Origin of the sequence: Fibrobacter sp. UWR2 (assembly GCF_002210285.1) — a bacterium.
Taxonomy (GTDB): domain Bacteria; phylum Fibrobacterota; class Fibrobacteria; order Fibrobacterales; family Fibrobacteraceae; genus Fibrobacter.
The window spans coordinates 18,708-43,699 of record NZ_MWQE01000007.1 but is presented as its reverse complement, the minus strand read 5'-3'; the positions used below and the strand labels follow the sequence as shown (position 1 = coordinate 43,699).

19 protein-coding genes are annotated in these 24,992 nt (G+C 51.5%); 8 read left to right on the top strand and 11 right to left on the bottom strand.

Annotation, left to right across the window (positions count from 1 at the left end; genetic code table 11):
• Both B7994_RS10025 and B7994_RS10020 read left to right on the top strand, forming a co-directional pair.
• Positions 1-537, top strand: coding sequence for a DUF4416 family protein (locus B7994_RS10025; RefSeq protein ID WP_088638330.1), 537 nt, complete (start codon positions 1-3; stop codon positions 535-537).
• Positions 538-790: 253 nt separating this feature from the next.
• A complete protein-coding gene (locus B7994_RS10020) occupies positions 791-1,168 on the top strand; it encodes a hypothetical protein (protein ID WP_088638329.1) in 378 nt (125 codons plus the stop codon).
• A gap of 68 nt (positions 1,169-1,236) precedes the next feature.
• Here the strand turns inward: B7994_RS10020 and B7994_RS10015 are convergent, their stop codons facing one another.
• The 4 genes from B7994_RS10015 to B7994_RS10000 form a co-directional block, all read right to left on the bottom strand.
• Positions 1,237-3,984 (bottom strand): valine--tRNA ligase, encoded by a 2,748-nt coding sequence (locus B7994_RS10015; RefSeq protein ID WP_088638328.1) that lies wholly within the window; start codon positions 3,982-3,984, stop codon positions 1,237-1,239.
• 242 nt (positions 3,985-4,226) lie between these two features.
• Entirely contained in the window at positions 4,227-6,104 is a 1,878-nt protein-coding gene (locus B7994_RS10010; RefSeq protein WP_088638327.1) for a DUF2075 domain-containing protein, read from the bottom strand.
• Between the two features lie 11 nt (positions 6,105-6,115).
• Complete coding sequence (locus B7994_RS10005; protein WP_088638326.1) at positions 6,116-6,445, bottom strand: nucleotide pyrophosphohydrolase; 330 nt, start codon at positions 6,443-6,445, stop codon at positions 6,116-6,118.
• On the bottom strand, positions 6,442-8,370 hold the full coding sequence (locus B7994_RS10000) for a tetratricopeptide repeat protein (protein WP_088638325.1): 1,929 nt from the start codon (positions 8,368-8,370) through the stop codon (positions 6,442-6,444). The genes B7994_RS10005 and B7994_RS10000 overlap by 4 nt, the downstream gene beginning before the upstream one ends.
• 438 nt (positions 8,371-8,808) lie before the next feature.
• On the opposite strand from B7994_RS10000, the gene B7994_RS09995 reads away from it, so the two are divergent.
• Together B7994_RS09995 and B7994_RS09990 are read left to right on the top strand one after the other, a co-directional pair.
• The gene (locus B7994_RS09995; RefSeq protein ID WP_088638324.1) at positions 8,809-9,951 is read left to right on the top strand and encodes a YhcG family protein; all 1,143 of its coding nucleotides are present in this window, start codon (positions 8,809-8,811) and stop codon (positions 9,949-9,951) included.
• A 211-nt stretch (positions 9,952-10,162) separates the two neighbouring features.
• Complete coding sequence (locus tag B7994_RS09990) at positions 10,163-11,575, top strand: FISUMP domain-containing protein (protein ID WP_088638323.1); 1,413 nt, start codon at positions 10,163-10,165, stop codon at positions 11,573-11,575.
• A gap of 17 nt (positions 11,576-11,592) precedes the next feature.
• On the opposite strand, the gene B7994_RS09985 is transcribed toward B7994_RS09990, so the two are convergent.
• Both B7994_RS09985 and B7994_RS09980 read right to left on the bottom strand, forming a co-directional pair.
• A complete protein-coding gene (locus B7994_RS09985) occupies positions 11,593-13,146 on the bottom strand; it encodes a DUF4832 domain-containing protein (protein WP_088638322.1) in 1,554 nt (517 codons plus the stop codon).
• An 85-nt stretch (positions 13,147-13,231) separates the two neighbouring features.
• Positions 13,232-14,431 carry a glycoside hydrolase family 18 protein gene (locus B7994_RS09980; protein WP_088638321.1) on the bottom strand — a complete coding sequence of 400 codons (1,200 nt, stop codon included), beginning with the start codon at positions 14,429-14,431 and terminating at the stop codon, positions 13,232-13,234.
• 195 nt (positions 14,432-14,626) lie between these two features.
• On the opposite strand from B7994_RS09980, the gene B7994_RS09975 reads away from it, so the two are divergent.
• The 3 genes from B7994_RS09975 to B7994_RS09960 all read left to right on the top strand — a co-directional run bounded on the left by B7994_RS09975 (position 14,627) and on the right by B7994_RS09960 (position 19,420).
• Positions 14,627-17,668, top strand: coding sequence for a CotH kinase family protein (locus tag B7994_RS09975; RefSeq protein WP_233143160.1), 3,042 nt, complete (start codon positions 14,627-14,629; stop codon positions 17,666-17,668).
• A gap of 182 nt (positions 17,669-17,850) precedes the next feature.
• Positions 17,851-18,876 carry a hypothetical protein gene (locus B7994_RS09965; RefSeq protein ID WP_144063842.1) on the top strand — a complete coding sequence of 342 codons (1,026 nt, stop codon included), beginning with the start codon at positions 17,851-17,853 and terminating at the stop codon, positions 18,874-18,876.
• Between the two features lies 1 nt (position 18,877).
• Positions 18,878-19,420: a TlpA disulfide reductase family protein gene (locus B7994_RS09960; RefSeq protein ID WP_088638317.1), complete on the top strand. Its 543-nt coding sequence runs from the start codon at positions 18,878-18,880 to the stop codon at positions 19,418-19,420.
• 4 nt (positions 19,421-19,424) lie between these two features.
• Here the strand turns inward: B7994_RS09960 and B7994_RS09955 are convergent, their stop codons facing one another.
• From B7994_RS09955 to hisC, 3 genes are all read right to left on the bottom strand, one after another.
• Entirely contained in the window at positions 19,425-20,999 is a 1,575-nt protein-coding gene (locus B7994_RS09955; protein ID WP_144063841.1) for a hypothetical protein, read from the bottom strand.
• Between the two features lie 61 nt (positions 21,000-21,060).
• Positions 21,061-21,846 carry a pseudouridine synthase gene (locus B7994_RS09945; protein ID WP_088638433.1) on the bottom strand — a complete coding sequence of 262 codons (786 nt, stop codon included), beginning with the start codon at positions 21,844-21,846 and terminating at the stop codon, positions 21,061-21,063.
• Positions 21,810-22,931: a histidinol-phosphate transaminase gene (gene hisC / locus B7994_RS09940; protein WP_233143159.1), complete on the bottom strand. Its 1,122-nt coding sequence runs from the start codon at positions 22,929-22,931 to the stop codon at positions 21,810-21,812. The genes B7994_RS09945 and hisC overlap by 37 nt, the downstream gene beginning before the upstream one ends.
• Positions 22,932-23,032: 101 nt before the next feature.
• On the opposite strand from hisC, the gene B7994_RS09935 reads away from it, so the two are divergent.
• A complete protein-coding gene (locus tag B7994_RS09935) occupies positions 23,033-23,554 on the top strand; it encodes a ribonuclease domain-containing protein (protein WP_158213133.1) in 522 nt (173 codons plus the stop codon).
• A 2-nt stretch (positions 23,555-23,556) separates the two neighbouring features.
• Here B7994_RS09935 and B7994_RS09930 read toward each other — a convergent pair whose 3' ends face one another.
• Together B7994_RS09930 and B7994_RS09925 are read right to left on the bottom strand one after the other, a co-directional pair.
• Positions 23,557-24,216 (bottom strand): SDR family NAD(P)-dependent oxidoreductase, encoded by a 660-nt coding sequence (locus B7994_RS09930; RefSeq protein WP_088638312.1) that lies wholly within the window; start codon positions 24,214-24,216, stop codon positions 23,557-23,559.
• On the bottom strand, positions 24,213-24,965 hold the full coding sequence (locus B7994_RS09925; RefSeq protein WP_088638311.1) for a VUT family protein: 753 nt from the start codon (positions 24,963-24,965) through the stop codon (positions 24,213-24,215). Before B7994_RS09925 ends, B7994_RS09930 begins: the two co-directional genes overlap by 4 nt.
• Positions 24,966-24,992: the final 27 nt, after the last annotated feature.

Here is a 24,992-nt window from a genome sequence, read left to right as displayed (position 1 = left end):
ATGGCCGAAAAGAAACAGTTTTGCGAACCGGTGCAGTTGATTGCCTTCGTGCTCCAGCGCGGGCCCGAATGGAATGAGGAGCTTCTCCGGAAACTTGAAGAAACTTGGGGCGCCATCCGCTACAAGGGGAAACTTTTTGCCTTCGACAAGACCGATTATTACGAACCCGAGATGGGCGCTGACCTTTATCGCGGAGTACTTTCCTTCGAAAAATGTATTCCGGCAGAGACTATCGCGCAAGAGAAGGCTCGCAGCAACGAGTTTGAACTTGCATTTGCAAATGCAAGCCCCGAACATAGGTGCGTGAACATAGACATCGGCTACATGGACCTGGACAAGGTTGTGCTCCCGAGTTACAAGCGCGGGCCTTTCAAGCTGTATGCGGGCGAGGGCGTTTGGCTCGATATGCTCCTCACGTATGCGAAGGGCGAATTCCACCCGACGGCGTGGGCGTTTGACGACTTCAAGCGTAACCCCTACCAGCACGACCTGCAATTGATTCGCGAACGCTGGCGCAAGAGCGTCCGCGGCAAGTAATCAATTTTCCGATGAAGTGCAATTTGGGGTGATTTGGTGCAGATTTTTTTTGAAGAAAAAGATTATTTTGTTGTAAAACTTATTCTAGTATAAAATAAGGAGGATATACGTGAAAAAAGTTCTTTTGATTCTTTGCCTTTTTGTCGGGGCTAGTTTTGCCCAGATAGGTGTTTCACTCGGATTTGGACCATCTCGGGGAATGGTTGGCGTCGAGTACACCATGTTGGATGGGCATTTGTCCACAAACGTTCATATGGCTCCTTACAACTCCGACTATGATTTTATGGGAGGCATCGGGATTGCCTACCGCTTTACGGGCTTGACGGGCCCGTATGCTTTCCATTCTTCGGAATGGATAACCGGTGAAATGAACGGCTTTACGATAACGAATGTGGGTTCGGAAAATTCTGAACTCATCGAGCATACGAGGGACATCAATTACTGGCGACTGGTTTTTGGTTTTGGGTACCAGCATATGTTCTTGACGCATTTCGGTGCGTATTTTGAGATGGGCTTCGAGTTTTATGCCGGCAATGGCGGCTATTATACCAATTTCGATGCTGACTACGGAACGCTTGACAACGACAAGTTGTCGTTCCCCGTCGGCCTCGGAATCGTAGCGGAATTCTAAAAGGGGGATAAATCAAAAAAAGAGGTGCTCCGTTGGAACACCTCTTTTAAATTGGGTTGTCGCGGCCGCTACTTCAGTTCTTTCAGAGCAGCTTCGTTCTTCGCGATAATGTCTTGCTGTGTTGCGAGCTTGGTGCGTTCGGCGTTTACCACAGCTTCGGGAGCGCCGCTGACGAACTTCTCGTTCGCGAGCTTGCGTTCGATGCTGGCAGCGAATGCCTTGGCCTTCTCGATTTCCTTTTCCAAGCGGGCGATTTCTGCAGCCGGATCGAGGATACCTTCGAGCGGGATGTAGAGTTCGCCGCCGGGAACCACGGCGCTCGCGCTGAATTTCGGCTTGGCGGCCTTCACGGCGACACTCAGGTCAGAAAGACCCGAAAGTTCGGTGATGATTGCCATGCAGTCCTTCACGCTGGCTTCTGTTGCGGCATCGTCGACGCTCACCACGGCGCTAAGCTTGGTAGCGGGGCTCACGTTGTAGCGGCCACGCACGCCACGCACGCTTTCCACCACGGCGAATGCCTGGTCGAATGCGGCTTCGATCTTCGCGTCGATGAGCGATTCGTCGGCCTTGGGCCATGCGCGGCTGATGACCATTTCACTGCCCTGGAACAGGATGCTGTTGAGCTCTTCGGTAATGAACGGCATCACCGGGTGGAGCAGGTCAAGCACGTTCTTCAGCACGTAGCTGAGGATGGCCATCGCGTTCTTCTTTTCGGCGGTGAGCGTTTCGCTGTTGATCACGGCCTTCTTGATTTCCAAGTAGCTGGAGCAAACGTCGTCCCACACGAAGCGGTACAGGAACCCGGCGAGTTCGGCGAAGTGGTATTCTTCGAGCATGCGGGTGGCGTCCTTGATGGTCGTCTGCAGGCGGCTCAAAATCCACTTGTCTTCGAGCGCGAACAAGTTCTTGTCCATCGGGAGCTCGGCAGCGAGAGCGCCGGCTTGTTCGAGCTGCGGGTAAAGGAAGCGGCAGGCGTTCCACAGCTTGTTGCTGAAGTTACGGCCGATTTCGAACTTTTCGCTGGTGTTGATTTCGCGGCCATCCGGCTGCTTTTCCTTCTTCACCGGCAGGCGCACGTCCTGGTTGTCGGTGCAGAGGCTTGCCATCACAAAACGCAGAGCGTCGGTACCGTACTTCTCTTCGATATCCATCGGGTCCACGCCGTTGCCCTTGGACTTACTCATGGTCTGTCCGTTGCCGTCGAGAATCTTCGGGTGGATGTACACCGTGTGGAACGGGACCGTGCCCATGTTTTCCTGGCTGAAGAGCACCATGCGGGCGACCCACAGCGTAATGATGTCGCGGCTAGTCACGAGCACGCTGGTGGGGTAGTAGCGCTTGAGCGTGTCGGTGTTTTCCGGCCAGCCCATCGTGGAGTGCGGCCACAAGCCACTGGAGAACCACGTGTCGAGCACGTCTTCTTCCTGCTTGAGCACGCGACCCGGAACTGCGTCTTCCTTCAGGTCTTCTTCCTGGCTGCACACGAGGTAGCCGCCGTTTTCGGCCTTGTAGAAGTAGATGTCGTCGCGGCCGGCAAATGCGGCCTTCAGTTCGTCTTCGCTAGCGTCCGTGTGCCAGATAGGAATGCGGTGGCCCCACCAGAGCTGACGGCTGATGCACCAGTCGCGCTTTTCGGCGAGCCAGTCCAGGTACTTGTTGGCGTAACGTTCGGGGATAATCTTGATTTCGCCCGACTTCACGGCGTTCATCGCGTTTTCGGCGAGCACGTCCATCTTCACGAACCACTGGTCGCTGAGGTACGGCTCAATCACAGTCTTGGAACGGTCGGAGTGGCCCACGTCCATTTCGTGGTCTTCCACCTTGATCAAAAGTCCGAGTTCTTCGAGACCCGCCACTACGGCGTCGCGGGCGGCCTGGCCCTTCAGGCCTTGGAACTTGCCGGCGTTTTCGTTCAAGCTGCCGTCATCGTTCATGATGTTGATCATCGGGAGCTTGTGGCGCAGACCCGTCGCATAGTCGTTCGGGTCATGAGCCGGAGTCACCTTCACGGAACCCGTACCGAAGTCCTTGTCCACCAAGATAGCATCGGCAATCACCGGGATTTCGCGGTCAACGAACGGCACTTTGAGCATCTTGCCGATGAACTGCGCGTAGCGTTCGTCGTTGGGGTGCACGGCGAGGGCGGTATCGCCCATGATGGTTTCCGGACGGGTCGTCGAGACGGGGATAAATCCCGAACCGTCGGCCAGGGGGTACTTGAACGTCCAGAAGTGGCCCTTCACATGTTCGTAGTAGATTTCGTCGTCGGCAACGGCGGTCTGGAGCTTGGTATCCCAGTTCACCAGGCGCTTGCCGCGGTAAATGAGGCCCTTCTTGAACAGGTTGAAGAAGGCGTGGCGCACGGCCTTGGCGCAGACCGGGTCCAGCGTGAAGCGCTGACGGCTCCAGTCGCAGCTGACGCCCAGGCTCTTGAGCTGCTTCGTGATGCGGGCTTCGTATTCGTCCTTCCACTTCCAGATGCGTTCCACCAGGGCGTCGCGGCCAATGTCGTGGCGGGTCTTGTGTTCGTCCTGGAAAAGGCGCTTTTCGACGACTGCCTGCGTGGCGATACCGGCGTGGTCCGTACCCGGAATCCACAGCGTGTCGCGGCCCGTCTTGCGGCGGTAGCGTACCAAAATGTCCTGGAGCGTATCGTTCAGCGCATGTCCCAAATGGAGTGCGCCGGTAACGTTCGGGGGCGGAATCACGACCGAGAACGGTTCGCCCTTTCCGCTGGGTGCAAAACTGTTTTTTTCGGCCCAGGCGCTATGCCAGCGGGCCTCCACATCTTTAGCGTTATAACGAGTTTCCATAGTGGGCACAAAGATAGTAAAATACCTTCATTGTCATTCCCGGCTTGACCGGGAATCTTCCTTGTTTTTCTGCGAAAAAAGGCCTTTATATGAGGGGAAAGCCTTCCCCTCGCTCCTGCTACGTCGTCATGGCGGGCTGCGACCCGCCATCTAGCCGTATCATCCGCTACCCTTTCGAGCGGGGGCTCAATCGCCGCCCCCGCTAATAGAGAATAGATGGAGCACAAGTTTCCAAAAAGAGCTTATATATTACTGATGTCTATTCTTTTACGCAGATAATCGGCTAAAGCCTTATCGCAGCAATATACGTAGCAACCTTTCATTCCGCGGGTCATAAGGGTTTTGTATGTGTTCTTGATGATTTTATCGGCTATTTGAAGAGCCTGTGCAGGTTTCTTTTTATAAATAGACTTGATTCCCTTTAATGAATTATCGGTTCTTGCTCGTTGTGTGAAATCTGTAACGATTTTTCCGTTTTCGTAACGAATGTCCTTGCCGATTATAACACCTACATAATCAAACTCTAAACCTTGTGATGTGTGGATACAACCAGCCTCTTTAATGGATCCTGGATCTATTGCATATGTCGTAGTGTTCTTCAAATTCCAACTAATTTCGAATGAGTCGATTTTTATGTCGTGATAGTTTGTGTTGTTGTTTTGATCTTTTTTCCAATCCCAACAATAACCAGCCAGAATACGAGAACGATTGTTAATTTTATTTCTTTCTACAATTAGAGTCCTAACATCTTCAGGATTATCTAAAATTCTAAAATCGTAGTCTATGCCATCTAAATTATAATTTGCTGTTTCCCTAATTTCCAAAACATCATCTAACCATGCTAGATAACCATCTGAACCGTTACAGCGAAATTGGGATTGTAATTGCACATGTTCAATTGTTGATCCTAGTTGATTTGCCCATTTTTTTATCTCGTCAATGGAACCAATATCATCAATGGTCACACGTTGGGTTTCATCAATGAAAAAAACATTGCAATAGGATGCATTGATTATTTCTTTTATTTGATTTTCGCCTAAATTTTGATATAGTCCTGATTTTGCATTAAGACGATGAGATTCGTCGGCAAGTATAGTGTGTACAGAGTTGGTCGGAGCTTCAACATAGGTTCCAGAACTTTTGAACATGTTGTCTATGCTACTTTTCGTGTATAACCCTTTTAATTTAGCTAGATAAACATTTCGTGGGGCAGAATTTTTTGATGTATATTGGACGAATTGACCCATTTTTGTTAGCTGCGCAAGAAGATTAATTGCAAGAACGGTCTTTCCTGTGCCCGGCCCTCCTTCAACAATAATGGTTTTCTTTTGTTCTTTTTTTAGTGCTTCTTGAGCCCACTTTAAAATCTGCTCGTAAATAACCTTTTGTTCGTCTATTAAGGTGAATTCTTTGTTACCTTGAAGCATTCGCCCAATGGCATTTTGAAGACTCTTGGAGGGCCTTATTTTCCCGTGATCTATATGATAGAGGATTTCGCGATTATCGCCCTTTTTGATACATTTTTTTATAAAGTCCCTAAGTTTAGGAACGTCGCCTTTGGCGAATGCGGGTGCATCGTCTAGATAGATTTTATATTGTGGAGCCTCTATGGGGTCGTTGTCAACTTTTGTATAATTATGAAGATATGCACATGGGGACAACGTTATTTTTGAGTCTTGTACATTTTGGTTATAATCCTCAATCATTTTGGTATAGGACCATACTTGATAAGAGGGATGAACAACAAGTCTGTTGGCTCCTCCGACATATGTTTTTACTAAAGCATCAGTAGAATTTATAGCCTCAATTTTTTCCCACTGTTTCAATTCAATAATAACAGCATTTGACTCTTTCTTTTCATTATACCCAGAAATGATGAAGTCGACTCGCTTACTTGTCTGAGGAATGTTGTATTCAATGGCAATGCCTGCATTACTAGGGATTTCTTCGTCACTCAACACTTTGAACATATATTGTAAGGAATTTTCCCAAGCACGGAATTCATTCTGTGGAGTAGCTCTTCCCATTTTTTGCCAAATAGTGTTTTGAACTTCCAGGGCAATGGTGTCGTTAACAACGCTATTCATAAATTCAGATTTTATACCGCTATATACAATCATTGTTCTTACCCCTACAACTCGTTATATTTCTTCGCGGATCCCTTAGCCTTATCAACTGGATACTTTTCTCCGTTAATCCGCAGTTTTTCATCCATGATTTGTTCAATGTCGAGATTGTACTTGTCGGCCATCAAGAATGCATAATTGAATACGTCTGCGAGTTCTTCCTTGACTTTCTCAATTTTTACATCTTCGGGCTTCTTCCAGAGAAACGCATTGAGAAGTTCCGATGCTTCGCCCGAAAGAGCAATGGCGAGATCCTTGCCATTATGGAATTGATCCCAATCGCGGTCAATAGTGAATTGCTTGACCTTCGCCTTCATTTTTTCAAAGTCGCTCATTTTTCACCTCGTCTGGAATCAAACATCTGTTTTGCCATGTTGTAGGCATCCGCAAACGGCAATTGCAACTTGTCAAGCATTTCTGGATGTGAAATTGCCCAGCTTGCATAGTAATAAGCGAGCAGTTCATAGCCGCTAAAGTCTTTTTCAGGAACGTTGTTCAGTTTGTATCCGCTCTTTTGTGCCGGGCTGATTCCGTTCTGTCCAACCATGGCGCATTCAAAGGCAATCTTCTCGATGTCTTCTGGCAATAGTCCTTCAAAGTATTCCAAAGCCCCGACCATATAGGAGGACATCATGACGGCAATCATCGGATCTGCATTTGCAGGATTGTGCGTTTCGTTGAACTGGTCCTGCTTTCTGTCGGTCTCTGTTTTGATTTCGCTCTTTTCTACGCCGGAAAGCGTGAAATACTTTACTAGGCCAAGTGCTGTAGCAACCTTTTCAAAGACTGTGTATTCGTCGCCGGCATTGAACGTGGCAAGAGTATCTTCAAATACCTTGAAAAACTCTTTTGCTCTGTTCAGCATGTTTTGCGAGGGCTTGTACTGATTGACAAAATCCAATCCATAGAGCTTGCGTAAAAGCAAGGATTGAAGCATGTTTAACAGTTTATTCGTGTCCTTGATAATTTGCGGAAATTCAGCAACATTCGCGGTCTGTCGCACGGCATCGATGTTGCTTGATTCCATTGCAAATAACGATGTCAATTGAAGTGGCCTGAATACCGTCTTCTGATAGATATTCTGTTCTACGAACAAATCTAACGGAGCGTTCATTACCTGTAATGACAATCCTTGGAATAAGTGCTTCGCCAATTTTTCCGATTGGACTGCACCTATTTTTTTCTTGACTTCATCGAAATGGCGTTTATAGTCTTGCAAGAAAGCATCAAAATTTTTCTGTGTAAATCCGATGGTCTGGAGTTTGCCATTCCTTTGGGCGGATAACATCATTTCAAGGTGAGTCAATTCATGCAGCATGTAGTGGCAATAGTTGCCATCTTTCTTGTATTTGACAACGTGATCCTTGCGATGATGGAAATCTGCGAATTCCAAATGTGCTAAAGTATCCTGCTCGTCATCGCGCTCGAATTTGATTGCTACATCAAACTTGGTTTCAAGGCTGTGCGCAAATTCGAAAACCTTGGATTCGTAATCTGTAGATTGAGCAATATCTCTTGCAATGGTCAGCAGCAGTTTCAAAAGTTCTTGACGAACGCCAGGATCTTCTGCGCGATTGACTCCCTTCAGCGCACCTTGACTCGCATATTCAAAAGCGTTGTCCAAATCGTCCTTTTGATAGTATGCCAAAGCAATTCCGTAATAGCTGTTCGTGTAGGTATTATCCAATTCAAGGGCTCGCTTCATGTAGCGAATTGCCCCGTCGTAATCTTTTTTCTTGATCAGTGTCCCGGCCACATTGTTGAGAGCAATTGCATTATCGGGATAGTATTCCAAAACTTTCTTGTAATATCCGTCTGCGGCTTCGGCATTATTCTTGCCGTTGGCGAGGATGTTGCCCATCAGGATGAGTGCCCACATATTTTTGGGGTCGATGAGAAGCGCCTCAAGGACTTCGTTCATGCCCTTCTCTATTTCACCTTGCTGGTAGAAAACTTGTCCTAGAAGGCGATGAGCTTCAGAAAACCCAGGGCAGGCCTTGATTGCTTTATGCAGCAAATCCATTGCCGCATTGAAACGTCCCTCACTGCAAGCTAAAGACGCTTTCTGAAAATTCTTTTCAGCGTATTCAAGGCTATCTGTGTCAAAAGTGATTTTGACTGTATTGTCGGAAATGATTTCAACAGTCGGTGGACATCCTTTTTCGGCAAAATAGTGTACAATCTGCTTTTTCAGCTCTTCGGCATTGGCTGCCTTGAAATTTGATGTGTCAACAGTCTGTATGACTTCGATTTTTGCCATAGGGGCATCCTTATCAGCGAGATAAGTCCCTATTGCAGAAGAAAAACTCTACCAATTATTTGAAAATAAAAAAGGCGTGGAGTCGTTTCGCGTGCTTATCGAACCTGTGGGCTACCACACCCTTCAACACAATAAGCACAAACGACCCACGCCCCAATTGGGACGTGAGCGTTCGTCTTACTCTCGTGTTGATTGAAAGTGGTAGTTTCAGGTTCGAGAATAAGAGACGAATCTCAAAAATTCCGGTTGCTCCGAACCATTCGGTACGGGGCTATGTCAACTGCAATATAGATTATTGGAATGGTATAAAATGTGGAATTTTTCAAAAAACTCTTGACATTCACCCCTAGAAAGTTTATATTTATAGTGCTCAAAAGAGCAAAATGAAGCGAAAAAGCCCCGCTGTTTTACGCATGTCTGCGGGGAAGGGAGTAAAAGATGAATAAGCGTGTGTCGCCTATCGGCAAGGCTGACGGAACAACTTTTGAAAACCTTGCAGAACGAGTAAAAAACGTCCATAACGCGACTAGTTCTGTAGCCAAGGGTGCTGTAAACCAGCTGCTGACAATACGAAATTGGGCCATCGGCTGCTATATAGTCGAATATGAGCAAGAGGGGTGCGACCGAGCCAAGTACGGGGCTCGCCTATTGCAGAATTTGGCGGATAAGTTGTCCATCAAGGGACTCGACCGACAGTTGCTGAATGCATGCAGGATGTTTTACGTGAAATATCCACAGATTTGTGAGACTGCGTCTCACAAATTGCGGGGAATAGACTTTTTCCCCGGAAAAATGGCTTTTATTGAGAAAAAACTCGGTGGCTCAATTTGCGAGACAGTGTCTCGCAAATTCGAAACGCCGCCAGAACTGCTTGTAACACGACTTTCTTTCTCGCACATTAAAGAAATAATGCCTATCGAAGATCCTGTTGAGCGATTCTTCTATGAACTTGAATGTATCAAGGGCACATGGAGCGTGAGGGAACTCCATCGGCAAATCGACACGAAGCTCTATTTCAGGAGCGGGATTAGCAAAAAGCCGGAACTGCTACTGCAAAGGGTGGAAAAGGGCGGTGCTGATGCAGTTCTGTCGGTTAAGGATGCGTATACTCTCGACTTTTTAGACCTTGATGCCAAGGATGCTTTTTCCGAAACAGAATTGGAGCAAGCAATCATGGATCATTTGCAGGAGTTCCTGTTGGAGATGGGCAAAGGGTTCTGCTTTGAGGCTCGGCAGAAACGCATCATCATAGACGACGAGTATAATTTTATCGATTTGGTGCTTTACAACCGTTTGCTGCACTGCAATGTGATTGTGGAGTTGAAGGTCGGTAAGTTCCGCATCGAACATGCGGCTCAATTGAATGCCTACATCTCATATTTCAAGGATTGCGAGATGGTGGACGGGGATAATCCCCCGATCGGGATTTTGCTCTGTACGGAAAAAGGGCCGAAAATGGTCCAGTACGTGTTAAATGGCATGGACGAGAAGCTGTTTGTTTCGACATACAAACTTCAACTTCCCGACAAGCAACAGTTAGAAAACTTCTTGATTAAGGAAGTGAAGGAGATGGGATTGTAAATGAATTTGCCTTTAATTATGGCGAATTCGCCGCAATTAAAAGTGAGAAAAAGGATGTGGTCAAAAATTTTGACCACCTTGCCAAGCTGAAATAATTAGCCGGGGCGTTGCGGGCCGGCGACTGAGGGCCCGCTCGAAGGGGTAGGGAGCAACGAAGTGCGAGCGAGGGGGAGGCTTCCCCCGACAAAAATCTTTTATATATTTCTCATATATGCGCAAGTTGCTACCCGTATTTCTTCTGTGGATTTCTCCGTTTTTGGTTCTTTTGGCTGTTGTTGCGGCGTGTTCCGAAAACGAGAAGTATCTTGCGCATGGCACGACCGAAGAGGAAAACGCGCAGAATATCACGGATACCGTTGCCTACATGAAGATCCTGTCGACGTGGGAGTCCGAGCCTGTCGATTCTTCGAAGGTTGTGATGGAAGGCGATTCGTCCATATCGTGGTACGAGGTGAACTTTGACTCGGATGGAGAACGGTATTACGCCTTTGCGCCTGCAGATTCCGGTGCGGATTCTTCGAGTATCTACATCTACAAGAAACAGAATGCCGTCCGGCTTTCGCTCTCCTTGGGTGAAACGAAAAAGACGCTGACCCAGATTCTGTCGCGAGATTCCCTGTACGCCGTGACCACGGATAGGCTTGACAACAGTTATGCGGAAGACGATGAATCGGCCTGTAGGGCGGACTTCGATGCGTTTGCGGAGGATTGTGAAAAGGCTGATGGTGAATTTGTGGACCAGCTCGGGCAAGAATCGTGTACGGAACTTCACCTGGTATGCACGCGCAGGTTTATCGCGAAGGTTGTCGCCGAAGAATACCTGGCTAATTTGGCTGCGAACTTGAAAAAGCGTGGCGAAGAAGAGTTGGGAATCAATTCGACGAAGGATACGACTGCGAAAAAGATGGGCCTGGAAGGGAAGGTGCCTTGGCAGTACCTGAATGCCGATATCGAGTATGGCGAAGTCGTGGACGAGCGCGACGGACAAGTTTACAAGACGGTGCAGATGGATTCTGCGGTGTGGATGGCAGAAAATCTAAACTATGCGGATAGCAATGCGACGCCGAGCCTGCTTGGCAAAAGCTGGTGTTATGGTAACGAGGCGGATAGCTGTACCAAGTACGGCAGGCTTTACACGTGGGCTGCCGCGATTGACTCGGTCGCTATTGCGAATGACCCGGAAAATCCGCTCACATGCGGCAACGGAACGTATTGCAAGGATTTAGAGAAGGTGCAGGGAATATGCATGGATGGCTGGCACCTGCCTACGACAAAGGAAATGCACGACGTCGAGGACCAGGCCAGTGCGCTCTTGCCGAAAGTCGAAGTTGTGGACGAGGGCGAACCCGACCGCGTTTCCAACATGCTGAGGAGCGCTACCGCGTGGCCCTACGGCAGCGACATTTTCGGCTTTTCGCTGTTGCCGGGCGGCTACTACCTTTTTGATTCTGACGAATTCAAGAATGCCGGCGAGAAGGCGTTCTTCTGGTCGCTGGACTATGCCGAGGAATACGCCTGGATGTTCATCATGTACGATGACTATACTTCCTGGGCGACCGGGACGCATATCTCGGTTAACGAGAAGTACATGTACGCCATTTCCGTCCGCTGCGTGAAGGACTAGCGGGCGGCATACCGAAACTATTTCGCCTTGACCTTGTAATACGCTCCGTGTGCGGCCTTGCCCGGAACGTTGCGGCCCTTGAGGTCGGTCAGCTTGTTGGTGCGTGTTTTGTCGAGATTGTCTTTGTCGGGGCTTAAAATGCGCGCACCCGCGATGGCTGTGGTTCCGTTCTCGTCGACGAGCCCTTCGATGACATCTGCGCTCCCGTCGAGTTTTGCCTTGTAGGGGATGGTCGCGTCTTTCAGAAGTTTGTCGCCGGTAATGGTCACTTCGGGCGATTCGCTGTCGCCGATTTCGAGACCTGCGACGGTGTAGGTGGCTTCTTTGCCGGGCAAAAGTCCCTTGAGCGAAGTCTTGCTGCGCACTCCCTTCACGGTCACGTAGGCGTTGTGGTACAGCGGCGCGATGCCGACATTCTTCACGCGGACGGCGGCCGAAACCTTGTTGACTGCGTAGCCCGTGATTTCGAACTTGTAGCCCGCATAGGAACTGGCCTCGTACACGCGGTCCTTGGTGGCGTACTGGCCTTCGGGCGCGTCGTTGCCGATCACGTACGTCATGTGGTACTTGGCGGCTGCATCTTCCCAGGTGACGCCGTAGAGGCCTGCCGGGTTCAGGAATTCGTGCTGGTCCTTGTCTTCGTAGTAGCTGATTTCACCGCCGGCGGGCGATGTTTGCCAGCGGTTTTCGCCGATGGCCTGCCAGTTTTTCTCGTTGTCGCCGTCACCCTGCGCAATATCGTGCTCCTTGTGCATGAAGGAGTCGTCGAACAGCCCGAATTTGAGCCCGAGTAGGGTCTTGTTCCCTGCGATAGGTGTGTATTTCTTGTCGGCGGCGTCAATGGAGATGCTCCAGGGAGTCTCTGCAAACAGTGTGTCAAGATGCCTGAGGAATTCGCTCTGGTAATCCTTGCCGGCGAAGTTCGTGTCCAGCTTGAGCGTCGTGCCGTATATGTGGTATTCGGCCCAGTGCCCGAAACCGGCCTGCACGAAGGCGATGCGCGGATCCTTATCGTATTTGGCCGCGAAGTCGGTGTAGAACTGCTTGTAGAACCACTTGAGTTCTTCGCTTCTCCAGTCGGCGTAGTAGGTGGGGCCGTCGCCGCCCGGGTCTTCGGAATATGTCTCGGTGTAGGACTTGTTCGCCTTGATGTAGTTGGGGACTGCGGTGGCGCCCTTTACCTTCTCGGTGCAGCCCGATGCGTTCGTGATGGTTGCGCTCGGGTACTCGATGCGGAACCGCACGATAGCCTGGTGCCCGCGGCTCGCGATGTCGTCGAGCATCTTCTCGAAACTGCTCCAGTCGTAGTTGATTTTGCCGTCGGTCTTGCCTGTCACCACGGCGCAGGGGAGGCAGTACGAGAATTCGAGCGAGATGGATTTTTGAAGGTCCTTCTGGTCTTTTGCCTGGTCGGGCCAGAACACGATTCCCTTCATGGGTTCGAGCGTCTCGATTTCTTTGTTGAGGGCGACGGAACGGTCCGCCGCGAATGACATTGCGGCAAGCATGCCTGTTGCCAATGCCGCAGTTGTGATAACGGGGGCGGCGCCCGCGAGATATTTTTTCACCATATAATCCACACACCTTTCGGGAAAAGACCCGATGTTGTCAATCTAATACAGAATTTGCGTAAAGTCAAGTAAAAAAATGATTTTTTTACGGCTCGAAAACACGGATAAATTTCGGCTTGCCCTTCACGCTCTTCCCGAGGGCGTCCACCTGCTTGTCTGTAACGCCTTGCGCCCGGGGCTGCGATGTGGTGCGGACCTTGCGGGCGTATGGAATTGCGTCGGTGGAACCATCGCGCAAAACTACCGCGATGCTGTCGAGGATCGGGTTTCCGACCCCTTCGATGTAGTCGTGCGAGACTTCCCAGACCATGATGCCTGCGTAGCCGTTGTCCTTGACCCAGCGGCTCTTGACGGCAGAGGAATGCGGATCTTCGAAGGTCACGTAGCCGGTCGAAGATACGCCGTAAGGTTCCACGGAGACGCTGTCGAAAAAGTATTCCCATTCGGTGTTCGCGACAATGTCCTTGTACGGGACCTGCTTTGCCGTGCCCTTGGTAAAATCGGTGCCGGGGCCCGTGGCGCCCTTGAATTCAAACCCGAAGGAGGGAATGCCGAAGACCATCTTTTCGGTGGGGACTCCGCGATTTTTCCAGTAGTCGCGGGTCTGTTCCCACGACCAGGTGGTGTAGCCTTCGTGCGGGTAGAGCGGCGAATCGAACATGGCCTTTTCGTCCCAGTCGCCGGTGATGTCGTAGGTCATGAACCCGAGCCAGTCGAGGTTTTTCACGAGGACTTCGGGCGTGAAGTATTTGCCGTAATACTGCGAGCAGGGGAGTGCTGCCGAAAGAGTCTTGCCTTCGGGGAGCGCTGCGCGGAGCTCGGTGAGCAGCTTGTTGTAGGCGATGGTGTCTGCGTCGGGTACGGGATTGTATTCCCATTCCCAGTCCATGTCAAGGCCGTCCAGGTTGTGGTCGGCGAGGAACTGCACGAGGTTCGTGATAAACTTTTGGCGGAGCGCGTCGTTCGATGCGACGGGCACGAAGTTTTCGCTCTGTCCGCCACCGCCGAGCGAGACGATGACCTTGGTGCCTACGGCGTGCGCGAGCGAGACCATTTCATCGAGTGCAGTCGGGTCGTCTGCGGCATCGCCCTTGAGCGAACCGTCGGTGTTCGGCGTAATGAAACTCCACAGTACGTGCGTCAACTTTTCGTACGGGACTTTGTCTACCGTGTAGGCGGGTTTGTGCCATTTTCCCCAGTCGGGATAATAGCCGATAAACAGGGGGGCTGCCCATGCGGCGCAAAAGCCCGCGAGTGTCAAAAAAGAGAGAAAAGAGGCCTTCATGTTCCTAATATACCCTTTTTTGGGGCGAATAGTCCCATGATGAGCGAGAAGGGAAAAAATGTCCCGTTTTTATGAACGGAATCTGTCGTGTAAATCGCGTTTTTTCTTGAAAAACGGCATTTCTAAAGATATTATTGAAGTATGCATATCAGGAGTTATTCATTCTGGTGTGTGGTATGTTTAGGATTGGCATGCGTGGTGGCATGCTCAGATGATTCCGGAACAAGTCCGGATATAGATTCCGGTGCCGATTTGCCGGGAGGATCTTCGGCTGTTATTGGCGATGATGGCCAGCCGATACCAGGTTCCAGTGTTTCAGGTGGCGGGGATACTCCGCTTTCCCAGGGCGGTTTGCCGATTGCGTCCTCTTCTTCCAAGAAGGATGACGGTTCGCACGAGGGACCGCTCCCTGGCGAAGACCCGCAGATGGTCCCGGTCGATACTCCGCTCACTTACGCGGGTAACTTCCCGGTTATTTTCTCCGAAGTTTCGCCCGAGAATGCGAATTTCAAGGATAATGACGGCAATGATCCGGGCTGGCTCGAACTCTACAACACGAGTGACGCTCCGGTGAGCCTCAAGGGCGTGGCCCTCAGTAATGACGCGAAATATCCGCGCCGCTGGGTGTTCGGCAATGCGACGGTCCCTGCAAAGAGCCACATGGTGGTGTTCCTTTCGGGCAAGAACTACGCCGATTACGTTGCTCCGTCTGATTCTGTGGACATGCTCAGTATGAACTGCTCTTCCGAAGCGTCTGCGGGCGGGTTCGGCGCATTCCCCGGCATGGGTGATTGGGGCGGCGGCATGAATCCTGGCGGTGGCGCCTTTGACTTTGGCGGTGGCGCTGGAGCAGGTGGTGCCGGAGCAGGTGCCGGTGCTGGCGCTGCGACTGGTTCTACGGACAACGTGACGAATCTGCCTGGGAAATCCGCACTCTGCTATAACGAAGGTGGCAGTAATGTTGTGGGCGCCGTGATGAAGGTTGCCCAGGGAGGTGAATATTCCCGCGTGGTGGTCAATGCCGCCTCGAAGCCGAGCAGTGCTGACCAGCTCGTGGTACGCGGGTTCATCACCAAGAACCACAAGATTCGCCTGAACTTCAAGGAAGGCTCTGAAATGAGCGGCTGGAGCGGCAAGAACCTCCGCGGTACGGGCGATTCTAGTGCCGTCTATTATGTGCGTCTTGGCGACAATGCTAGAGCGCTCAATCTTTCGCAGGTTTCGGCGACTACGTTTGCTACAGAAACTCAGGGCAGCGAAACGACGACCCTCATGGTGACGTCGTATATCGCCCGCAAGCGCGGTCACGAACCGCACACGACCTTCAAGGCCGAAAATTCGGGAACTCTTTTCCTTGTAGACGAAAACAATTCCATCCTTGATTCCGTGAGCTATACTGCTCTCCCGACGGGGGCTTCCTGGTCCCGTGATGCTGCTGGCAAGTGGGGCTTTGCTACTCCTTCGCCTTATGGCAATACGGCGGGCGAGGTGTTTGCGGTGCAGGCACAGTCCAATGCTGTAAACGTTCCGCCTTCGGGGTTCTATTCTTCTGCAGTTTCAGTCTCGTTCCCGGCCGGAACGCGCTGCGAACAGGGCGGAACCGAACCTACGATGAATTCTCCCGTAGTGCAGTCCCTGAACATCTCTAGCACAACCGTGTTGCGCTGCCGCACCTTTGCCGAAGGGAGTTTCCCGAGCGAAGAGTTTATCCGTACCTACGTGTTTGAACAGCAGCCGACCCTTGCTGCCATCTTCGTGACTACCGACCCGCTTTCGATGTTCAGCCCCGATACGGGCTTGTACATGACGGGTAACGGAGCCTCCATGATGGACCCGAAGAAGGGTGCAAACTTCTGGAGTAACCGTGAACTCCCTGTTTATGTGGAAATGTTTGAACCCGGTTCCCCGAAGACCCCTGCGTTTGGTGTGATGGGCGACTACAAGATTTCGGGCCAGTACAGCCGCGCGAAGGAGAAAAAGTCGTTCGCCGTGACACTGCGTGAGGAATACGGCAACAAGCGTCTCAAGTACCCGCTGTTCCCGGATTACCCGGAACTCAAGAAATTTAAGGCGTTCTCGCTCAGGAACTTCGGTAACAACAGCGGCGACGAGTACGTGCGCGACCGCCTGGGAACCTCGATGACGGAAGGCCTTGACGTAGATTACCAGCGAGGACGTTATGTCGTGGTGTACTACAACGGCAAGTATTATGGCATCCACGACTTGCGCGAACGCAACAACGAGTACTATTACGAAACCAAGTATGGTTACGATCCCAACGACATCGATCTCCTTGCTACGACAGCTAGTGGAGCTGACGAGGCCTCTGCCGGTTCCGCTGCCGATTACAAGTCGATGCTTAGCTGGCTCCAGAGCAATACTCTCGCTAGTGAAGCAAACTACAAGAAGATTGCCGACCAGATAGATGTCGACAACTTCATGAACTACATGCAAGCCGAAATGTTCTTGAACAATAGCGACTGGCCGCACAACAATATGAAGAAGTGGCGTGTCGCCAGCCAGAAGAGCAAGTGGAGGTGGTTCCTGTACGATACCGACTTCGGTTTTGGCGTGAGTTACAACCAGCAGCGCGGCAATGTGTTCAGCTACGTGACCAATGTCAACGGCACCGGTAACGGTGGTGGCATGATGATGCCGGGCATGGGTGGCCAGCAAGGTGGCCAGCAGGGTTGTCAGGATCAGCAGCCGACGGGCTCTATCTCGGACCACACGATTCTCATGATTCGCCTGCTCGGCAACGAAGGCTTCAAGAAGGCGTTCATCAACCGCTTTAGCGTCCTGCTATCCATGAACTTCTCAGCCGAGCGGCTCCTGAAGCGTATTGATGAATTGCAGTCGCAGGTGGAACCCGAAATTGCCCGCGATGCGCAGTTCTGGGGCTACAACACGTCTTCGATGTCGAACAACCTTGAAACGGTAAAGAGCTATGCGCAGAGCCGCCAGCAGACGATTATGAGCGAAATGCAGTCGTACTTCTGCCTAGGTTCGAACGTTCCTGTTACTTTGTCAGTGCAGGGCTCGGGCCGTATTCTAGTGCACAACCTGCCGATTGACACGTACCCGATGCAGGTCTCGTTCTTCCAGGATTTGCCCGTGACGGTGACTGCCGAACCCACTTCGGGTGCCGTATTCTCCGGCTGGAGCGATGGTGTGATGGAAGCGACCCGCACCTTCAATCCGGGCCAAGTCAATGCCCTTACGGCGAATTTCCGTTAGTTTAGAGTTCTCCTTCTGTGTTAAGTGCGGGCCTCACAAAGGCCTGCACTTTCTCGTATGGATTGTCGCCTTTTCCCTGAAAAACAAGGCAAATGGGCGATTTCGGTGAGGTTCTTACTTGACTTTTGCAATATGAAGATTTAGATTTCTTTACGATGATGAAACGAGTCCCTTTTTCGAGAATGTCCTTGCCTCTTATGGCCTTTTTGGCTATCCTGGGCTGTTCTTCGAGTGAACCTACGCCTGCGACGAACCCTTCTACGTCGCCTAAGCCGACATTGTCCCTGGCCGAGGAACTGCGCATGCAGAAGTGCCCCATAGGCAGCCTGCAGGGGACCGCTACCGCTGAGGATTATGACCAAGCTCTAGATATTGCCATTACGAAAATTGCAGCCCAGATCCAGAGTTCCGTTACGGCGAGCAATACGGCTGTCAAGCGCGAACAGGTGAGTGCCGATGGCAAGGAAAAAATCGAGTCGAGTTTTGAAATCCAGTCGAATGTGACAACGCAGCTACGCAACCGTCAGGACGTACATGTGCAAAAGACGCTTACCCGTGACGGCCTTGTGGGCGTGGTTGCCTGTATGAATAGGGAAGATGCGGCAAAACCTTACCGCCAGGATTACCAGACGGCGCGAGATGCGCTTGTGTCTTCGATGGCTGTTCTCCAGATGACCAGCCACCCGCTGGAAAAGTTTAGTAACTACGACAAGATGGTCGAGGCCTATGCCACGTACAAATCTGCCGTGCAGATTCTCGAATCGCTCGGTTTCAAGGACGGTTATGGCGACATCGAGGAGAACTACGTTAAGGCCCAGGAAAATTACAACGATTTCAAGAGCCGCTACAAGGTTTACTTTGAAGGCGTTCTCGAGGCCGAAGAGGGTGTCAAGATTTTCCAGGAACTGTCGAAAAAAATTTATCTGCAGACGAATCAGGATACTGCCTGCGAAGTCGGGCTTGTGCTGAGTCTCGAACTTTCTGACCCCAAGTGCAAGGAAGGCGGCCTGGGAGTCATTTGTACCGAGGTCGTGGCACTGAACGGCAGTTCGTGCAGTGGCGAGACGTATTTTACCCTAGGCGCAACTCTCAAGGGCGCGGGTAGGTTTGACGAGGCCGAGGCCAAGTCCAAGATTGTAAACAGTATAGACAAGGGCAATTTACTTGCCGACTGGTTTAAGGAACTTGGTCGATGGGTTCCGAGGTAATATGAAAAAGCTTTTTGTCGCACTCTTTGCGATTGTCACATTCTTTTCTACTAGTGCTTTTGCCGCTGATTCGCAGAAACTTCCGTTACCCGAGGCCATGAAGGATTCGCTCCCGTGGTTTGCTGTACGTGAATTGCAGAATGACAATGCTCCGTTTACGCGAGTGCACCTGCAGCGCCTAGCCCAAAAAAATGACCGTGTGGCGCTGGTCTATTTTGCTACATGGTGTATCCCGTGTCGTGCGGGTATAAAGCAGGTTGTTGCGCACCAGGCAGAAATCGAGAAGGCGGGGACGGCGATTGTGCTCGTGAATGTGGGGGAGCGCGAGACGGCCAAGGTAAAGAATTTTCTTACTAAACTCTCTGCTGATAAAATCGCGTCCGTTACTGACCCTTATGGCCGCTTGACTGAAGGCTTTGGGCTTGTAAAGGAAGGCCAGAATATTTCCCTTCCGCGCACAATTGTTGTTGACAAGTCCCTGAAGGTCCTGCAGTTGATTGGCGAAGAAGGAGATGATTATATCAAGCTCCTTATGGGGAAGTAATCCTTTATTTTGTGCAGGTTCCCGGCTTGCCTACGGTGAAGAAGGCGAAATAGCCTGTAGCTCCGGCGGGCTCGCTGAACACGAAGTTGACAAAGTTTACGGTACTAGCGTCTGACGGGCTGAACGAAGACCAGGGCAAGTCGATGGTCGTGTATTCCAGCGATCTGGGAACTAGAACTCTAGGAATCTCTTGGCCTTCGGTTGCGTTGGACGGGGTTAATTCCGCAAAGAAGTCATGGCTGGATTTATAGGTGACGCAGAATCCACCCCATTGGGTGATGTCGAAATCTTTGTCGGAATTGTAGTTCATGTCGAAACCAATCTTTGCATAGGGATTTTCCCCATTGCCCAAGGTGAAAGTTCCTGCTACACTGTTATAAATATCAATAACCGGAAGTAGAGATATAGGGTTAAACTCGTGCCCGAGTTTTGCAGGCCAAATCACGGATGAGGTGGCGTCTGTCGTGGATTTCCAGTCTCCGACAGGCTCGTTGCCGCAGTCGGTAATGACCGTTTCTTCTGCATATTCGGCACACCACATATCACCGCAGGTCCGATCAAAGGAATGATCTTCATTCCGATACGCTCTTATGCGGATAAGGTCGAAATTGCTTCCTGATGGTTGATTGATTTTGAAACTGGCGATGGTTTTGGCGGCGTCATTTCCCGATATGGCGGGGCTAGCCCAGCGAGGCTGCTTGAATGCTTTCCAACCGAAACACCTTTCTGTGGGGAGCGGAGCCTTGTTCTTGAGCGTAACTTGTGGCAGGTTGTTGTTTAGTTCCTGGTTCTTTGCTTCGCCAAGGTCCATGATAAGATATGCTGCAGTATCGGATGTATAGGTGATGCAAATTCCGTTCCAGTCTGTCAGGTCGTGAGTGCCTGTGCTGGCGAAGAAAAAGCCTTCGTTTTCTCTGTAGATCATCTGAGTGATGGGGCTCTTGTCTGCTCCGTCTATAATCGGGCTATGGCACCATAAATCCGTGTCCTTGCAAGAAACGAGCTCGGGCGCAGAAAAAAGGCCTACGCCCATGTCGCTAGGTTTGTTTGCAGTATAGGTGTTTGTGCCGCAGGTGACATCGACAGTACCGTCGAGGTGGTCGTCCAAGGTGCATTTTTGACCACCGGCTGCGATGGGGAGATTTTCATTGGTTTCGTTATAGATATAGCCCAAGGAGACTCCGTCGCAGGAAATAATGTAACGCATATATACGGTGTCTTTACCTATGATGCGCCAGTCTACAGGATCTAGGCTTACGAAGCATCCTCCGGCTATTTCACTGCCGTTGATGCTGGAACTTGATGAAGTTGAGTTGTTTTTCCCCGAACTTGACGAGGATGCGCCATTCTTATCCGAACTAGATGAAGTACCGTTGGTGGACGAGGAACTCTTGGCCGAAGAGGAACTGTTTTTGTCGGTTGTAGAACTGTTCTTATCTACGGCAGACGAATTCGTGATGTCGGATCCTGAATGGTCGTCGGGTCTGGCGATGTTGCTTGATTCGGAATCTCCGCAGGCTGCGAAGAACGCAAGCGATAAGACGATAGATGCAATATAGATTCGCTTGATGAAATTCATATGTTTTCTCCTAGAAGGAAATATAGGATAAAATAACGCTGAAAGGTAAGGAATCTGATTTTTAGAGGAGAATCAGGGGGCGGATTTCGCCGGGTTTTAGGTCATCGAGTGTGTACTTGTCGAACTGGATGCGCACGAGACGCATGACTTCGTAACCCAGGTGGGCGAGCATGCGGCGGATTTCGCGGTTTTTGCCTTCGGACAACGTGATTTCGAGCCAGCAGTTCTTTTCGCCCTCGCTGTGGAGAACGGCGCGTTCGGCGTGCATGAACTCCTCGCTTTCGCCGAATACGCGGGGCGGGACGTTGAATCCTGCTTCCATTTTCGCAAGGTCGGCTGCGGAAGGTTTGCCTGCGACCTGCACGCGATAGATTTTGATGTGTGCTTTCGGGGTGCGCGGGTCCAGCAATGCGTCGGCCCATTGCGTGTCGTTGGTGAACAGGAGCAATCCTTCGCTGGCGGCATCGAGGCGGCCCACCGGCGATATGTGCGGTACGGGCTTGCCGGGGAACAGTTTGGCGTATTGCTCGCGGAACAGGTCCATTACGGTCCTGCGGCCTTTCTCGTCGCTTGCGGTGGTGACGATGCCGCGGGGCTTGTTCATCGCGAAGTAGAACTTCTGGGCGGCCTCGATAAGTTTCCCGTCTACGGTGATTTCGTCGTTCTCGTAGGCGGGCGTGTCGGGATCGCGTACGATTTTACCACGCAAAGAAACCCGGCCCTCGCGGACCAGGTTTTCTGCTATGCTACGGCTGCAAAAGCCGCGCTTCGATATAACGCGTGCAACCCCGTGAGGTTTCGCCTCGCGGTTTACTTGCCGAGGTATGCCTTTATATTGGCGAGGCATTTTGCGTTCTGCGCTTCGGTACCCACGGTAATGCGGAGCACGTCACCCATGGCAGGCTGCGGACGGATGATGGTGCCCTTGGCCTGCAGGAACTTGAAGGCGTCCATCGGGTCCTTGAAACCGCTGACGGCGATGAAGTTCGCATGGCTGTCCACGTAGGCGAGGCCCAATTCCTTGAAGCCGGCCTTGAGCTGGTCGAGGCCCTTCTTGTTGAGCTCGCGGACCTTGTTCACGTATTCCTGGTCGTCGATGGCGCCGATGGCGGCGGCCTGGGCGATGCTGTTCACGTTGAACGGTTCACGCACGCGGTTGATGAGGTTCACGATTTCGGGGCGGGTGATGCAGTAACCCACGCGGAGGCCGGCGAGACCGTAGATCTTGCTGAAGGTACGGCAGCAGATGATGTTCCTGCCTTCGGCGATGCGGCTGTTGAAATCCGGGACGAGTTCCGGCGTGTCTTCAATGAATTCGGTGTAGGCTTCGTCCATTACCAGCACGCAGGTTTCCGGAAGGCTGTCGGCGAAGTCGATGATTTCCTTGGCGGTGAGGTCGGAGCCCGTCGGGTTGTTCGGGTTCGCGAGGAACACGATGCGGGTCTTCTCGTTCACGGCGGCGCGCATGGCCTTGAGGTCGTAGTTGTAGGCCGGGGCCGGCATGTCAACTTCGATAATCTTTGCGTTCATCGCCATGGTGGCGAGCTTGTAGACGGCGAAACTGTGCTTGCCCATCACGGCTTCGGTGCCGGGGCCGAGGAACACCTGGGCAATCATGTCCAGGAGCTCGTTGCTGCCGTTACCCACGGCAATCTGTTCGCGCTTCACGCCGCGGAACTCTGCAATCTTTCCGATGAGGTCGTAAGAACCGCCATCCGGGTAGAGGTTGATTTCTTCCAGGGCCTTGCGGGCCTCTTCCATGCCCTTCGGGCTCGGGCCGAACGGGTTCTCGTTGCTTGCGAGCTTGTCGATGTCTTTCGGGTCGAGGCCGAATTCGCGGGCGGTGTAGGCGATGGGCTTGCCGGTCACGTAGAGGGGCTGGTTCAAGATGTGCTTTTGTGCGAGTTCGTTAATGTCCATTTTTTTTGCCATTGATGGTTAATAGTTATTAGTTATCGCCCACAATATAGTTCTTTTATCGTCGGTCGCTTTGCTGTTTTGCGTGCTTGGGCCGTTTAATGTATATTTATTGCATGAAAAATGTTTCCTTAAAGACCCTCCTGGCATGGCTCGTCGCAGTTTGCTTTGCGGCGTGTACGGTGTCAGTGGAGCCTGTCGACGGAGATGACGCCGATTCATCATCTAGCAGTGTTGCTGAATCATCTAGCGCAACAGAAAAAAGCATTTACGAGGCGGTGGAGGAATCCGGCCTGTACACTACCAAGGACTCTGTGGCGGCGTACTTGTGCAAGTTCGACAAACTGCCTGCAAATTATGTTGGTAAGGACGAGGGTATTGCTCTTTACGAATCGAAAACAGGCAACACGTTTGATGATAAATGGAATTTTAATCCGTGGACAACGATTGGTGTGATGATTGGTGGCGACAAATTCGGTAACAACGAGGGCCTTTTACCCAAAGGCACATATCATGAGGCTGACGTAGATTATTTTGGCGACAACCGAGGGAATAAGCGCCTTGTCTACGCTTCAGATTGTGTTATCTACTATACGTCCAGCCATTATAAATCTTTTACTCAGCTGGATATTCGCTAGTATTACGGCCACACGAAGGTGCTGTTCAAGTCTTTCTCGCCGTTGTCGACGAGGATGTCCTGGCCCGTGCAGTTCTTGTTCACGACGGTCAGGAACCAGACCCATTCCGCGATGTCTTCGGGCTTGGCCCAGCGCCTGAGCGGGGTCACGTCCATGATGCGGTTCCAGAGCGCAGGGTCGTCCATCACGGGTTTGTTGAGGCTGGTCTTGACGCCACCCGGCGAAATGCTGTTGCATGTGGCACCGAACTTGGCGACTCGGCGGCCCACGTTCTTCACGTAGGTCAACAGCCCGCCCTTCGAAACGGCGTATTCGGGGAATTCGTCGCCGGTGTGCGCGCTCGAAGACGCAATGAAAAGCACCGACTTGATTTCGGGCTGGATGGCATATTTTTCGACAAAGTTCATCGCGCCCATCAAGTTGATTTCGATGTCGCGGCCGGAATTCTGTACGCCTGCATTGCTCACGACGATGTTTGCCGCCATCGAAAGTTCTGGGAAAGACGCCTTGTCCGAGACGTCGGCAATATGATGCTCGTATTCGGCGTGGTCAATCGTTGATTTCTGGATATCGAAACCGACAACGTGCGCGCCCCTGCTCAGGAACAGTTCCGCGATGGCTCGGCCGATGCCGCTGTGCGTTCCGCTGATAAACACGTTCATGCTTGCCCCGCCTTGAATTTGAGGTAATCGCTACCGACGTTTTCCTTTTCCCACTTGCAGGCCATTCTGTAGCCGACTGGGCTGAAGACGACTTCGCAGAGGAGTTCCATGACGGCGCCCGTAATCGAACAGATGATGACCTGCTTCATGGTCCAGCCGAAGAACACGTGGCTTACCGTAAGGGCGAAAATCATGTTGTCCACAAACTGCGCGACCATCGTCGAAACGTAGGAACGTGCGGCGAACGTCTTGAAATCCTTGCCTTTCGCGAATTTTCCCATGCCGTAGTTCACGACGGAGTTGACGAGAGACGCAGTGAACATGGCGAGCGCAGAGCCCAGCACCACGTACCAGGAACCGCCAAACGTGGCGTTGAGGGCGTCGTTTGCGACCTTGGCCGCATCGGGATTCGTGTCGATGTAGCTGTAGAATTCGCCCCACATTCCCGGCGCATGCGAAAGGATGTTGAAGAACAGGCAGGTGCACAGGTTCACGAAGAGGGCGACTACCGAGACTTTCATGGCGGCCTTGGGCCCGAACCGCTTGCATATCATGTCCATGCAGAGGAACGAGAACCAGCTGAGCGTAAAGCCGCAGTCAAGTGCCATGTATTCGAAGGAGACCAGTTCCTTGTTCGCGAGCAAGTTCATGCACACGACGGAGAGAATAAAGAAACTGACGACGAGGGAGGGAATATTGCGGAGGAGGACAACCAGATCCTGCCATTCGCGCTGGATATAGCTTTTCATGTTGTTTTTTTAGGAAGGTTAGACAAT

Coding starts and splice junctions, on each gene's coding strand:
- B7994_RS10025 (WP_088638330.1), top strand. CDS start 1: ATGGCCGAAAAGAAACAGTTTTGCGAACCGGTGCAGTTGATTGCCTTC.
- B7994_RS10020 (WP_088638329.1), top strand. CDS start 791: ATGGCTCCTTACAACTCCGACTATGATTTTATGGGAGGCATCGGGATT.
- B7994_RS10015 (WP_088638328.1), bottom strand. CDS start 3,984: ATGGAAACTCGTTATAACGCTAAAGATGTGGAGGCCCGCTGGCATAGC.
- B7994_RS10010 (WP_088638327.1), bottom strand. CDS start 6,104: ATGATTGTATATAGCGGTATAAAATCTGAATTTATGAATAGCGTTGTT.
- B7994_RS10005 (WP_088638326.1), bottom strand. CDS start 6,445: ATGAGCGACTTTGAAAAAATGAAGGCGAAGGTCAAGCAATTCACTATT.
- B7994_RS10000 (WP_088638325.1), bottom strand. CDS start 8,370: ATGGCAAAAATCGAAGTCATACAGACTGTTGACACATCAAATTTCAAG.
- B7994_RS09995 (WP_088638324.1), top strand. CDS start 8,809: ATGAATAAGCGTGTGTCGCCTATCGGCAAGGCTGACGGAACAACTTTT.
- B7994_RS09990 (WP_088638323.1), top strand. CDS start 10,163: ATGCGCAAGTTGCTACCCGTATTTCTTCTGTGGATTTCTCCGTTTTTG.
- B7994_RS09985 (WP_088638322.1), bottom strand. CDS start 13,146: ATGGTGAAAAAATATCTCGCGGGCGCCGCCCCCGTTATCACAACTGCG.
- B7994_RS09980 (WP_088638321.1), bottom strand. CDS start 14,431: ATGAAGGCCTCTTTTCTCTCTTTTTTGACACTCGCGGGCTTTTGCGCC.
- B7994_RS09965 (WP_144063842.1), top strand. CDS start 17,851: ATGTCCTTGCCTCTTATGGCCTTTTTGGCTATCCTGGGCTGTTCTTCG.
- B7994_RS09960 (WP_088638317.1), top strand. CDS start 18,878: ATGAAAAAGCTTTTTGTCGCACTCTTTGCGATTGTCACATTCTTTTCT.
- B7994_RS09955 (WP_144063841.1), bottom strand. CDS start 20,999: ATGAATTTCATCAAGCGAATCTATATTGCATCTATCGTCTTATCGCTT.
- B7994_RS09945 (WP_088638433.1), bottom strand. CDS start 21,846: ATGCCTCGCCAATATAAAGGCATACCTCGGCAAGTAAACCGCGAGGCG.
- hisC (WP_233143159.1), bottom strand. CDS start 22,931: ATGGCAAAAAAAATGGACATTAACGAACTCGCACAAAAGCACATCTTG.
- B7994_RS09935 (WP_158213133.1), top strand. CDS start 23,033: ATGAAAAATGTTTCCTTAAAGACCCTCCTGGCATGGCTCGTCGCAGTT.
- B7994_RS09930 (WP_088638312.1), bottom strand. CDS start 24,216: ATGAACGTGTTTATCAGCGGAACGCACAGCGGCATCGGCCGAGCCATC.
- B7994_RS09925 (WP_088638311.1), bottom strand. CDS start 24,965: ATGAAAAGCTATATCCAGCGCGAATGGCAGGATCTGGTTGTCCTCCTC.